General features: G+C 36.1%; 12 protein-coding genes and 1 pseudogene. 7 read left to right on the forward strand and 6 right to left on the reverse strand.

The features are described 5' to 3' along the window. Positions 1-110 precede the first annotated feature (110 nt). The 6 genes and pseudogenes from cas2 to VB691_RS25350 form a co-directional block, all read right to left on the reverse strand. Positions 111-434 (reverse strand): CRISPR-associated endonuclease Cas2, encoded by a 324-nt coding sequence (gene cas2 / locus VB691_RS25325; protein WP_323294307.1) that lies wholly within the window; start codon positions 432-434, stop codon positions 111-113. Continuing rightward, entirely contained in the window at positions 434-1,438 is a 1,005-nt protein-coding gene (gene cas1 / locus VB691_RS25330; protein WP_323294308.1) for a CRISPR-associated endonuclease Cas1, read from the reverse strand. The genes cas2 and cas1 overlap by 1 nt, the downstream gene beginning before the upstream one ends. Before the next feature lie 95 nt (positions 1,439-1,533). Next, positions 1,534-2,517, reverse strand: a pseudogene (locus VB691_RS25335) (reverse transcriptase domain-containing protein). Positions 2,518-2,706: 189 nt separating this feature from the next. Then, positions 2,707-3,582: a hypothetical protein gene (locus VB691_RS25340; protein ID WP_323294309.1), complete on the reverse strand. Its 876-nt coding sequence runs from the start codon at positions 3,580-3,582 to the stop codon at positions 2,707-2,709. Positions 3,583-3,829: 247 nt separating this feature from the next. Further along, the gene (locus VB691_RS25345; RefSeq protein WP_323294310.1) at positions 3,830-4,981 is read right to left on the reverse strand and encodes a putative CRISPR-associated protein; all 1,152 of its coding nucleotides are present in this window, start codon (positions 4,979-4,981) and stop codon (positions 3,830-3,832) included. Positions 4,982-5,101: 120 nt separating this feature from the next. Continuing rightward, positions 5,102-6,400 (reverse strand): CRISPR-associated protein Csx3, encoded by a 1,299-nt coding sequence (locus VB691_RS25350; RefSeq protein ID WP_323294311.1) that lies wholly within the window; start codon positions 6,398-6,400, stop codon positions 5,102-5,104. Between the two features lie 230 nt (positions 6,401-6,630). Between VB691_RS25350 and tnpC the strand changes: the two genes are divergently transcribed. The 7 genes from tnpC (at position 6,631) to VB691_RS25385 (ending at position 12,430) form a co-directional block, all read left to right on the forward strand. Next, positions 6,631-7,983 carry an IS66 family transposase gene (tnpC, locus tag VB691_RS25355; RefSeq protein ID WP_323294312.1) on the forward strand — a complete coding sequence of 451 codons (1,353 nt, stop codon included), beginning with the start codon at positions 6,631-6,633 and terminating at the stop codon, positions 7,981-7,983. Continuing rightward, positions 7,934-9,091 (forward strand): TIGR03985 family CRISPR-associated protein, encoded by a 1,158-nt coding sequence (locus VB691_RS25360; RefSeq protein WP_323294313.1) that lies wholly within the window; start codon positions 7,934-7,936, stop codon positions 9,089-9,091. The genes tnpC and VB691_RS25360 overlap by 50 nt, the downstream gene beginning before the upstream one ends. 137 nt (positions 9,092-9,228) lie before the next feature. After that, the gene (locus VB691_RS25365; RefSeq protein ID WP_323294314.1) at positions 9,229-10,239 is read left to right on the forward strand and encodes an NYN domain-containing protein; all 1,011 of its coding nucleotides are present in this window, start codon (positions 9,229-9,231) and stop codon (positions 10,237-10,239) included. A gap of 103 nt (positions 10,240-10,342) precedes the next feature. Further along, positions 10,343-10,942 carry an HD domain-containing protein gene (locus VB691_RS25370; RefSeq protein WP_323294315.1) on the forward strand — a complete coding sequence of 200 codons (600 nt, stop codon included), beginning with the start codon at positions 10,343-10,345 and terminating at the stop codon, positions 10,940-10,942. A 2-nt stretch (positions 10,943-10,944) separates the two neighbouring features. Beyond that, complete coding sequence (locus VB691_RS25375) at positions 10,945-11,424, forward strand: YbaK/EbsC family protein (protein WP_323294316.1); 480 nt, start codon at positions 10,945-10,947, stop codon at positions 11,422-11,424. A 19-nt stretch (positions 11,425-11,443) separates the two neighbouring features. Next, a complete protein-coding gene (locus VB691_RS25380; protein WP_323294353.1) occupies positions 11,444-11,881 on the forward strand; it encodes a VOC family protein in 438 nt (145 codons plus the stop codon). A 90-nt stretch (positions 11,882-11,971) separates the two neighbouring features. Further along, positions 11,972-12,430 (forward strand): hypothetical protein, encoded by a 459-nt coding sequence (locus tag VB691_RS25385; protein ID WP_323294317.1) that lies wholly within the window; start codon positions 11,972-11,974, stop codon positions 12,428-12,430. Positions 12,431-12,454 lie beyond the last annotated feature (24 nt).

Consider the following 12,454-nt stretch of genomic DNA (forward strand, 5'->3'; position numbering starts at 1 on the left):
GCGTGGATCGAGAGGAAACATATTTATCTTATTGAGTTTTCCTGGTTCAGAATTCGTATTATTTTGACTAAAACAATAATATCACGAATTAATGACAGAAAAACTCAATCCTAAGTTATCTTTCTGGTTGATAAGAAACTTAGCAACTGAAAACAAATCAAATAACATAATAGGTAGGAGGAGATTGAGGAATCTCCCCCCCCAATGGTCAAAGTTCTTGACATTGTTTCTTTTGACAACCAGTAAAAACGAACATTATCATCTTCTGGATCTACCCGTGTCTTTACCTGTTCATAAAGTTTTGTCATTTCCTCCAAACTTAAAAAACACTCAAAAACCGACCACTGTACTCTTTTGCCATAGCCTTCAAGAAACTTAGATAATTTAGTGCGTCGTTTATCATTAGGGATATCATAAACCACTAAAACTAACATTAGATATCTCTCACAAAAGGTTCATAAGAAACATCCGATAACAAACTCTTTTTATAGCGACGAATTTGTAAGTGAATTGCTTGTCGATAAGAAATAGAAGATTGAAGATCTTCATGAGAAACTGTTTCATTGAGTCTATTTTCAAAATGAGTTAAAAACGTCTTTCTTCCCAAACCAGTCAAGTAAACCCCACCATTACTTTCAGAGGTTTCAAAATCCTTCTTTGAGAGAAAAGGTTTATTAATCATTTTTAGAACTAAAGGATCAACAATCAGAGAACGAAACTCCTCCATTAAATCAAAAGCTAAATAGGTTTTGCTTCTTTCACCATAATGAAAATTACCCAAATAAGGGGAAAGTCCCTCCGTAATAATTAAACTCAACACATTATTAAACAAAAGCGTATAGCCAAAACTTAATAAAGAATTGACCGGATCAGTAGGCGGTTGACGATTTCGCAAAGAAAAACCAAACTCAGGATTAGTAATTAAATGTCCAAAAGCAGGGAAATAGCGGGCAGCACCCACCCCTTCATAACCTCTTAATTGGTCAAGATTATAGACTAATTCTAAACTATTAATATCAGAATTAATTCCCGCGATCGCCTTATCAACTTCTGAAATTTTTCGCTTACGATTTATCCGCATTAACAACCGCTTAGAATTCATTAACTTTCCATAAACAATGGCTTTAGAGATATTAAGTTGAAACCCAGAATTATTCTGTTTTTGAATCTGAACAATCTCATGATTGATATTAGTTGATTCCAAACTCCATAGATGACCATTATACATCCCTGATTGATTTAAAAATAAAACCATGATCTGATTTTTTAAACAAGCATTAATGGCAGGAGTAGTTAATTGAATGTTCCCAAAAACCATAATTTTCTCAACTTCTCGCATCAAAACTTCTAGTTTTTGCGTCTTCGAGACTTGAATAATAAAGCGTTGGTTTTCCTTTTGTACCCAAGTTCCTTGTTCTGTTAAATAAAGCGTTGCCATATCTTGATTCCAGTATTTTCTGAGATTATCTTGTTCTTTTGGCTGATTATTTTCAGTGTTTTTTTGTTGTTTAGATTTTAACCATTCCCAAAAAACTATCCGAGGTTGGGTCTTCTTTTCTTCCGTTGCCAGTGACGATGTTTCGACTCCTTCTTCCTCCCATACTTCTGACCCGATTGTGGTTTGTAGGATTTTTTTTTTGAAGATGATTTAGATGATTTATTTTCTGACTCAATAGGGAAAATAGCCTTATAAAGAAACCCATGACCTAAAAACTGAAAACCTTTTTGAAAATGAGTAATTTGAGTTTTATTTTCATGAATTTGTAGCCCAATAAAATTGAGTCGCTGTACCACTTGAGCATAAGCTGACATGATCTCATCTTCCGTCTTTGATAAGACCACAAAATCATCAGCATAACGAACTAATTTTAAGCCAGATTCCGTGATTTGATGATCAAATTCATCTAAATAAAGATTCGCTAAAATTGGAGAAATAACTGCCCCTTGAGGAATCCCTTTATCGGGATAGATAATACCCTTATCTGTTGAAATTCCCGCAGTAATCCAAGATTTAATTAATCACAAAATACCTGAATTGTCAACAACTTTTCGCAGTTCGATTAACAATCGTTGATGATTAATATTATCGAAATATTGAACAATATCAGCATCCAGTACCCAATGATAACCAGCATCGCGCCAATAGGCAATTTTTTTGACCGCATTAAGATAGGAAAGATTGGGACGATAAGCAAAACTAGAATCAGAAAAATTCGCTTCCATCAGAGGATAAAGAACATTTAATAAAGCTTGTTGAACCAGGCGATCGCGGACAGTAGGAATTCGTAATTCTCGGAGTTGATCATTCTTTTTAGGAATTAAAACTTGTAAACAAAAACTTGCTTGATAAGTGCCATTTTCCACAGAATCTCGTAACTGACTGAGATTAAATTCAGCATTTTGTTTAAAGCTTTCAACCGTTTCCTTATCAACACCAGCACAACCATTTTTATCAGCTACTTTAGACCAAGCTTGACGAAAATTATTAAGGTCAAGAAATTCAGTTTGAATAGACATAATAACCTTTTTCTAATTTTTTTTACTTTAACTGAGGTTAGGAAAAGGGGATTTCCAAAAACATTTATGTCTTGGAACAGTGTCAAAATTAGAAACCATTTTAGGGCTTAATAATATTAAGCCCCTACAGATAGCAATCCTAAATGATTTGTAATATTCCCTAACCCCGATTAGAAATTTATAATAATGTTAATCAAGGTAAAGGATAGGATCAACATCAATAACAACAGGTTTAATTTCTCCCGTTTTTAAAGGATTCCCTTCCCAATCTCTTTTTGAGTCCATATACTGCATTTTTCGCTTAGGAGGAATACAAGCCATTGCTAAGGCGACACTCATCATTTTTGTCCCACCTGTAATATCAGCAATAATTACATCATCTTTATAATCTGACTGCTGAAAAATATAATTAATAATCTGATAAAGTTTACCATAATCCCCATCTTCTACTAATAAGGTTTGTCCTTTAAATCCTTGAAAGTGAATCTGTAATTGATTACCATATTTAAACTTAAGATAAGTTTCAAGAATTTTTGCTGTGGTATCTGACCCCTGAATTTCATTAATCGTTGGGGTACTAATTAACCAAACTTCTTTTAATTTTCCTTGACTGAGATGATAATCCACTGCTTTAATTTGTGGCCAAAGATTGGAGTTAGATAAATCAATCGCCAGAAAATCAGCTTCCGTTAAATCCTTCACAAAAGTTTGACAAATTTTATTAAGAAGATGATTAAGTTTTTCAGGAGATTTTAGTAAAGGATTTCGAGAAGAATAGGGACTTAGTAATAAAATTAATCCTGGCGCAGCTTCAGGTGGTTTCTTTTCCACTCCAGTTAAAGCATTTAACTGTTCTTGACGTTGCTGAGCAAATTTTAGATTAATTTGCCACCAAATTAAAGCAATAGCCAGGGTTCCTAAAAATCCAATCGGGTTCCCGGCGGCAAGTAAATTAATTAGAGTTGTAATAAAAACTAATCCTAAAAAATCTAAAGGAGATTTAGGAGAAAAAATATTACGAATGAAACTTTTAAGATTAAAATGGTTTGGAGAACTTGGTAACATAGCAGCATTTTCAGGTATGGTAAATATTTTTTTGTTCGTCTCAACAAGCAAACTGAATTTTTTTGAAAATTTTTGAATTTTTCAAATCCCACTCATTAGAGAAACTTACGAGATTTAATCAATGAATAATTAATAATTGATAATTAATTATTGTTTAACTTAGTTGATGGTTCAGGAGAGGTAATCATTCATTATTCATTATTCATTATTCATTATTCATTATTCATTAGTGAACGAGACAGTAATTTTAGGGATTATTGTTAACAGATTCTTCTTGTCCAAAATGTCTTAAAACCAACTTTTCGTTATCAGAAATACAACTAACCCGCCAATTGAGACTAACACGAAAATGCTCGATATTAGAATATTGGGTATAAGTCTCATATAAAATCCCCCCATCTCGTCGTAAAACGCCTCTATCTCCCTGATATTTATGCAATAAATAAGAGACTTTAGCTAAGGTTTCTTGTAACTTCACTCGTTGACTTTTATCGTTAACGTTGTTATAGTCTCTCCGAAAACTATCTAAATATTCTAAATTGGTAAATTCTAATAATTCTTCTGATAAAAATTGGTTTTTACACTCTGCCCAAACTAATTTACCCCAAGTGGATAAGGTCATTTCTTCATCCACAACATAAACCAACGATTCGGGAATTTCTAAAGCGTCTTGGATAGGCAAATCGGCTCCTGCATTCATTAAAGCTAAAAGAACTTTATAATCTTCTATCGCCGTTTTATCCACTGTAATTGGCAAACGAGGAATCGTTATTAATTCCGAATTTTCTCCTTCAAAAATATAAGCGATCGCATCAGCATAAAACATGGCTAAAGTATTCAAATATCCTTGAAGACTTTTAAAACCCCCCACCAAATTAAAATAAATCTTATGGTGGTCTTGATAATTTTTAACAATATCTTCTCTTAACCAAACAATTAATTGATCAATTCCTTCAGAGAAAGCAATTGTATTCGCCGTTGACAAACCAGATGGGGTATAAATATCAACCATTAATCCTTGAGATAAAAGATAATCTTTGACAATTTCTGCGGTAATTTTTCCTTGAGCCGTATCCGTAGAAATCAAATAATGAAAATCTCGTTTTCCTTCAATAATATTATTATCATATATCCCATAAATTCCATTAAGTTCAGCACTCAGTTTTCTCAGTTTACCTAAATCGTTTTGTTTAAGTTTCTCAGAAGCTCTTGTTTCTAATTCTCTAATAATATCTTGAACTTCTGAGGGAGTATTTTCCCAAGTCTCATTGGCATACTTAGAAAGCATCTTAAACCAATCTCCTTCAGATTCTTGAGCATTTCGATTAATTTGATTAGTCAGTAAACTGGTTCCTACCGTAGAAATAATGACTTTTGGTAACGATTTTTTGTTCTTCATAAAATTTCTCATTTTCTCAAATAAATTACTTTAGAACTCAACACTCTCAAAGGATAACTTGACTAATTAACACTCTATATCTTATCCCTTATAGTCTAAGGTACAAGCTCTGAGTTTAACTTAGGATTTAGTTTCCTCCTGCAAATTTTCCAATAAAAGAGAATTTAATAACTTAGCTAATTCCTGGATCATGGGTCGATTAGTCGGATCAACACTTCTCTCCAAATGGTGGATAGTTCCTTGTAAAATGGGAAAACAAGCTACAGTAATTGTATCATTAGTTGCCTCATAGTCACTATAAATAATAGCAATGACAGGGACATTTAATTTTTGACAAAACATTTGCCATTCTTTAACCTCATTCTCATTTTTAGCGAGAATCACCGCCCGATTTGCTTGTTTCATAATAATCTCATTTTCAGGACTAATTTTTCCCCCTACATCAAAAATCAACAAAGGATTTTTAATGGCTTTAATTTGTCGTGCTTTCTCATGAGCAAATTCTGGAGTGAAACTGGCTTTATATTTACCCTTTAATTTTTCAGCTAAGTAAGCATTTTTTTGCGCTGTTTCAGCAAACCAAGAACCATCTCCATCTGGACAACCTGAAATGACTAAGAATTCAGGCACTAAAGGCAGTTTTCCTAATGCTTTTTCTAACCCTTTGCGTAAACAAGTTTTTCCGGTATTTGGAGAGCCACATAACACGACTTTTAGAAAAGAGTTTTTATCAGTTTTCTCATCAATTGTCTCCCCTACATGATATTGTGGATTATGACTAATAACAATGATATACTTCTCTAATTCAGAGGTTCCTAGCTTGGGTTCATAAACGGCGATCGCACCATAAAAATGAGCTAATTTTTGGGCAATAACAAAACTGACAAGTACCGTAGCACGTCCCTTAATTTTCAATAATTGTCCTCCCTTCAAGTGATTGTTAGCACAGAGTAAATTCAATTTTTGAGCCACTTCTTTGACAATAAGATCACCATCAATCTCGACTTGTCTATTCAAACTAACATTGAGAATATTTTCTTCCCAATCAATAAAAACCGACTCATTTTGTTCGGGAAAAGTTATCAAATTTTCTTGAAGTTTACCTGTTTTCAAATCAAGACGACTTCCCACTGGATAATTCGAGTCTGTACTGCTAATTACCACAGAAGCATTTAATCTTGTATCAGAAACAGCTATCACTTTATACAAATGACAAAGGTTATGGGCAATGGTATAACTTAAGGGAATAGAAATGGGACCAAATATTTTTAATAAAGCTCCTCCTGAGAGTTGTTTTGATAGGATTAATTGTTTTAATTTTGCTTCGACTTCTGCTACAATGACGTTTCCTGGTGTTAAAGTGTCTCCAAAATTTACATTGAGGGTATCCTTAATAAGTTCGATGTGATAACTGGTCATAAAATTCTCTTTAAACTTGACGTACCTTAGTGTAAAGAGTCAAAGGAAGGGGGGCTTTCCTTTTTAACTCAAAAGTAAGCTAGAAAAAGGTTCAGGGTTTCTCAACAACTTCTGAATTCTGAGTTTGTTAATGGAAAGGGGGTTTACCAAAAAGCGAGATAATAGAAGAGTAATAGTAAGCGTTCAGGGGGGTAGAAGATAGATAGCCAAAAAAGCCATCAAAATCTGATATGCTAAATGACATGGAAGTTGATCGCGTCAATCATTTAGAACGGATATCCCCAGAAGATTGGGAAAAAACTCCCATCAGTGTCAAGAAACTGGTGGAGGAGATGGCGCAGAAGATAGAACAACTCGAAAAGAAATTAACACAAGTCCTGACAGTCCAAGAACAGTTATTAGAAAAAGTTAATCAAACCTCAAAAAACTCATCATTACCACCATCGAGTGACCCACCAGGTGTTAAAAAAAAGCAAAGCATCAAGAAAAGCGGTAAAAAACGAGGCGGTCAACCAGGTCATCAAGGAAGTAGTCGAGAGCTATACCCAATCGAAGATTGCCGCGAAATAATCGAGCATCATCCTGAACAATGTCCTAGTTGTGGAGAGCCCTTGAGTGGGTCAGATATAAATCCCTATCGTCACCAAATAGTAGAAATTCCACCCATTAGTCCCATAGTAGTTGAGCATCGTTTACATAAACTGACCTGTAGCTCCTGTGGCACCAAGACCCGTGCGACATTACCCGAAGAGGTGAACCCCACTGGTTACGGGGTAAGAGTCGTGGCACTGGTGGCCTTGCTTAGTGGGGTATATCGCAACAGTCAAAGAATGGTGCAAAGTGCCATGCTCGAAGTGTTTGGGATTTCCATGTCATTGGGAACCGTCAATAAACTGAGAATTGAAGCGAGTAATGCGGTAGCTAATTGTGTGGATGAAGCCAAACTTTATATCCAAAATGCAGAGGTGGTTGGAGCGGATGAAACCAGCTTCAATCAAGGGAATATTGATGGTTCTAATCCGAGCCAGAGAAAAGCATGGCTATGGGTGGCCGTCACCCCTCTGGTCACATTTTTTGAAATTACCCTAACCCGTTGTACTCAAGGGGCAAAGGATTTATTGGGGGAAAACTTTGGGGGAATTTTAAACTCTGACCGTCATGGTGCTTATAACTGGGTCGATAAGACAAGACGGCAATTGTGTTGGGCTCATCTACGACGGGATTTTCTCAAAATATCGGAACGCCCTGGAGTCTCAGCAGAATTGGAAACAGCACTGGTTAAACAACAAGAAAAATTATTTGAGTTGTGGCATCGAGTCAGAGATGGGACTTTATCTCGTGATGATTTTGGGGAATTAGTCCAGAATATTCGCTCTTCAATCAAAGCCACTTTAACTGAAGCTGATTCCTATTCCATCGGAACAAGGGAAAAAACCCCTCTCGCCAAAACAGTTCGCACCTGTCGTCAACTACTCAAAGTTGAATCGGCGATGTGGTTGTTCGTGGCAACTGTTGGTCTTGAACCCACCAATAATGCCGCAGAAAGAGCTATTCGTCCGGCGGTCATTATATTTAGTCTTTGATGAATTTTCTGATTGGCTCAGAGATAACTTCATCTTATCTTTAGAAAAAAGATACTATCTAACAAACCCTCAAATTCAACAATTTTTAAGTCGTCAACCTTTAGACGTTAGTGATAAAACCCTTCGCAATCATTTTCAAGCGATCGCCTCTTTTCAAGAACCACTAATCATCAAAAAAAATTCTGGTCAAGGGAACTATAAAAAAATCAGCCAACAAAAACTTGAAAGTTTTTTAAATCCCCAAGAATTAAAAACAAAACACACCATTGAAGATACCTTTTCTATGGATTTTCTTCCTGAAACAATTTCTAATATTGTTGAATTACTATTTTCAAAAATTGAAGGTCAACAACGACTATTTATACATCACAACTATATCGTTTCTAAGGACTTCAGAGAACGAGCTGATGATCGAGCAGATCAACTAAAAGAGATTTGGAAACAAAGACCTATTCCACCGATTTCTATTGTTTATGATAGTGCCAGTATTAATCTAAAAAAATCCTACATTATCTATCCAGTTTGTCTTTATTATTTTCAACGAGCTTATTATCTTTGTGCCTTTGGACAAGCTCCCTGTTGTTCCCATCAAGAAGATACTCAATGGTATAATTATCGACTAGAACGTATTGAAGAAATCCAAGCTTTATCCTGGGATAATTCTCAATTACCTTTCTCAAAAACAGACATTTTAGAACAACCAGAAAGATATCATCCTCGGCAAATACAACACCAATTAAATCGGGCGTTTGGCTTCGATTTTTATCAACCAGAATCTTTAATGTTACTGAGATTTAACCCACAGTTTGCAGCAGGTTATATTGAGAACTCATTTCGCCATGATACCTTTGAAAAGATTCAAGAGCAAGCGGAAATTATTAGCTTAATTAAACAAGCTAGTCTTCCTGAAAAAGAAGAAAGAAAAATGATTAAAACTATCACAGATTATCCTGATTATGCTTACTATGTTCTTACTTATCGTCAAAATGATAACAACGTTATTATGCGTTTACGCTCCTGGAGTCCCAATGTAGAGGTTTTGCTACCTTGGGATTTACGAGAACGCATCAAAAAAGACATCTTAGAAACTTACAAACTTTATCACTAACAACCCTCTTAAATTTACAGATGGAAATTTATCATGAATCTTTCAACTTCTTACTTCTTACTTCTTAAACCCCCCCCTTTCCACTCATCAGTTTAAATCAAGTTATGAGTCCTTAAAACAGTGATTATTTTAATCTCATGCTTTTTTCATATTTTCGAGGTCTGAACTCCTCTACCCGTCAGAAACTTGCTTTTTTAACGATTACTTTGGGAGTGGCAATTATTGAACGCTCACTCCTCCCTATCTTTCTCTTATTTCCTTTTGTCAAACAACAAGCTCTGAACCAACGTCTTAAGAATCAATTAGAACAAATAGACGTGAAATATCGAGATTTAGTGACTCAATCTTATCCACAAATTCTCGCTCAACTCCAACAACTAGAAGCGGAATCTTCTCACTTATCTCGTCAGTCTAATCACTTAACTTATCTCCTTAAAGAAACTGAAGACAAAAACCAAGAACTTGCTCAAAAAGTTCAAACTCAACAGACTCGTCAAAATCTTCATGTTTCTGCCATTCACAAGCTACAAAATCAAGTGTTCAAACATGAAGTCAAACTCAACTTAATAGATAAGTCGAAACCTTCTTTATTAAATTCAGGGTTTCGAGAAAGAAATATCTTGGTTTTAATTGATGGAGCTAATTTCGACCATAGCTGTCGTCAACTTAAGCTCAAAGTTGATTACAGAAAATTTCAACAAGCACTGATTAAACAATTAGTTAACCAACAAGTAATCAAGAGCAAATCCTCTCATCTTTTCCTTAATTTTCGCTATTATATTGGGGAAGATCAAGATAATCAACAACAACAAAATTTTTTGAAATGCCTTAGACATTTAGGCTATACTATTGTTAGTAAACCTATGATTTGGCAACAAGGAAAACCAAAAGCTAATGTTGATGTAGAATTAAGCCTTGATTTGGTGCAACTTGGTCGATACTATCAAACAATTATTCTTTGTAGTGGCGATGGAGATTACCTAAAACCTGTCCGTCAAATGCAAACTTTAGGCCGTCAAGTCATTGTCCTCAGTTTATCTTCTATGACCAGTCAATCCTTGAAAGAAACGGCGGATTTTTATCTGGATTTAGCTCAAATTAAAGAGCAAATTTTTTACCAAAATTCCTCTCATCCATTAGTAGCATAACTCCCACTGCACAGGAGTCACATAGGGGTCAATGGTTGTTGACCTCTACAACATGAATACCTGAAAATCTGTAATCTAAGTTTATGAAAATGGGATCACAAACATGATGCTTCAATCTTCTCTATTAACCCCTCGCTTTGAACAAGCTTTTGTCTATGTTGCTCAACTTCATCGCTACCAATGTCGTAAAGGCAAAAATATTCCTTATCTTAGTCATTTATTGAGTGTTTGTGCTTTAGTTTTAGAAGCTGGTGGAGATGAGGATGAAGCGATCGCCGCTTTACTTCATGATGCCATTGAAGATCAAGGGGGCCAGAAAATCCGTCTCGAAATTCGGGACAAATTTGGCGATCGCGTCTGTCAAATTGTTGATGAGTGTACTGATACAGATCAGTCCCCTAAACCCCCTTGGAAAGCCCGTAAACTCCAATACATTAAACATTTTCGCACGGCTTCTCTTTCGGGTCAACGGGTATCTTTAGCGGATAAATTACACAATGCTCGCTCTACTTTGAGGGATAAACAAGAAATAGGTGACGAGATTTGGACTCTCTTTAAAGGGGGGAAAGAAGGGACTTTATGGTTTTACCACGAAATTATTCACGCAGCCGTTGAAACTGAATCTTCCTACTCTAATTCTGAAAAGCCTTTCGGTTTTTTATTAGAAGAATTGGAGCAGGTGGTTCGCCAATTAGAAAACTAATAATGTTAACGGATTTCTCTGGTGTTTTTCCAGAAGAAATGGGGTTGTCTACGCAACTCAGCACAGACGGCAACATTCTTCGCTCCTTAAAAATTCTCTCATTGCTTCAAAGCAATAATATCGATTATCGACACCTTCATCATCGAGAATGTCGTACTAGCTCCGAAAGTGCCAAAGCTCGTGCTGAAAGTGGTGGCGAATTTGTACTCGGAGCTAAAGCTATTTTGATGAAAGTCGAGGGCAAGATAACCGGAACACAATTCCAGGTCTTTGTCTTACCCGGTGAGCGTCAAATCAACTCCAAAACTCTCAAAAAATCTCTAAAACAGCAATTTTCTGATGTCCACCGTTTTCGATTTGCGACTCCTCAAGAAATGGCTCTACAAACTGGGGGTTTAGTCCCTGGAACTATGCCTCCTTTTGCACAACCCATTTTTGAGAAACTGACTCATTTATCGCTTCGCTCGAAGTCAGAAGTGTGAAGTCAAAAGTCAGAAGTTAATATCTTATTTATTCTTTCATCTGGCTTTTCCCATTCTTAACCTTTCTCAAGCCAAAGACTTTTATGTTGAAGGATTGGGTTGTCAAATTGGTCGTGAAACTTCTATGTCCTTAATTCTTAATCTCTATAACCATCAAATTGTTGCTCATCTCACTCCTGAACCTCTCCCTCGACAAAAAGGTGTTTATCCTAGACATTTTGGTTTAATTTTTTTAGAAGAAAGTGATTGGGAAGCCTTGCTAAAAAGAGGACAAAACAACCAACTTAATTTTTATTCCCCTCCCAAACGTCGCTTTATCGGTACACCCATTGAACATCACACTTTCTTCTTGGAAGATCCTTTCTTTAACCTCTTAGAATTCAAGTTTTATTGTCAACCTGAAGCTATTTTTGGCGGTCATGATTTTCCTTCCATTGGCGATCGCCTACTAGAGTAAGGGATCTTCTGGGGAGGGGAGATCGCCTCTCCAAATTGACAGCAAGTTAGTGGAGGTTTATTATAGATATAGCCTCCACTAACTAAAATCATGACCCATCCAATGGAACTCCAAGCCCGAATTGCCCAAATAAAAGGAAATGGACAAATTGCCCCCCCTCACACCTGGATCAGCAGCTATAATGTGAACAAGAACGGCAAAAAGTATACCTATTATCGCTTAATGAAGGCTGACCCGACTCGTTCCTCCCACAGCAAGGTTAGGGGCAAAATGGTTAAGTATTTGGGGTCAGCAGACAGCAAAGAGTACAAGAAGATGAAGGAGGCGATCGCCCGTCGTAACCAACTTCAGGACTTGCTTAGACAGCTTCAAACCTTAGAAAAAGAAGTTAGTGGCGGTCAAACCAAAAAGAAACACAAGCAACCGCCACTAACTACCTTGGTGGTGGAACTGATGACACTGGTTCAAGAACTCCAAGCTGAAATTCAATCCTTGAAAGAGCAGCTTAAAGATCGCAACCGAACCCCCAAGGAGTTAGTGCCGACTTAAACTCGAAATAGATAAAAGAATATG

The sequence above is a fragment of the Crocosphaera sp. XPORK-15E genome, from assembly GCF_034931425.1.
Classification (GTDB): Bacteria; Cyanobacteriota; Cyanobacteriia; order Cyanobacteriales; family Microcystaceae; genus UHCC-0190.

Excerpts from the sequence above, each read along its gene's own strand:
- cas2 (WP_323294307.1), bottom strand. The coding sequence starts at position 434 with ATGTTAGTTTTAGTGGTTTATGATATCCCTAATGATAAACGACGCACT.
- cas1 (WP_323294308.1), bottom strand. The coding sequence starts at position 1,438 with ATGGCAACGCTTTATTTAACAGAACAAGGAACTTGGGTACAAAAGGAA.
- VB691_RS25340 (WP_323294309.1), bottom strand. The coding sequence starts at position 3,582 with ATGTTACCAAGTTCTCCAAACCATTTTAATCTTAAAAGTTTCATTCGT.
- VB691_RS25345 (WP_323294310.1), bottom strand. The coding sequence starts at position 4,981 with ATGAAGAACAAAAAATCGTTACCAAAAGTCATTATTTCTACGGTAGGA.
- VB691_RS25350 (WP_323294311.1), bottom strand. The coding sequence starts at position 6,400 with ATGACCAGTTATCACATCGAACTTATTAAGGATACCCTCAATGTAAAT.
- tnpC (WP_323294312.1), top strand. The coding sequence starts at position 6,631 with ATGCTAAATGACATGGAAGTTGATCGCGTCAATCATTTAGAACGGATA.
- VB691_RS25360 (WP_323294313.1), top strand. The coding sequence starts at position 7,934 with ATGCCGCAGAAAGAGCTATTCGTCCGGCGGTCATTATATTTAGTCTTT.
- VB691_RS25365 (WP_323294314.1), top strand. The coding sequence starts at position 9,229 with ATGCTTTTTTCATATTTTCGAGGTCTGAACTCCTCTACCCGTCAGAAA.
- VB691_RS25370 (WP_323294315.1), top strand. The coding sequence starts at position 10,343 with ATGATGCTTCAATCTTCTCTATTAACCCCTCGCTTTGAACAAGCTTTT.
- VB691_RS25375 (WP_323294316.1), top strand. The coding sequence starts at position 10,945 with ATGTTAACGGATTTCTCTGGTGTTTTTCCAGAAGAAATGGGGTTGTCT.
- VB691_RS25385 (WP_323294317.1), top strand. The coding sequence starts at position 11,972 with ATGACCCATCCAATGGAACTCCAAGCCCGAATTGCCCAAATAAAAGGA.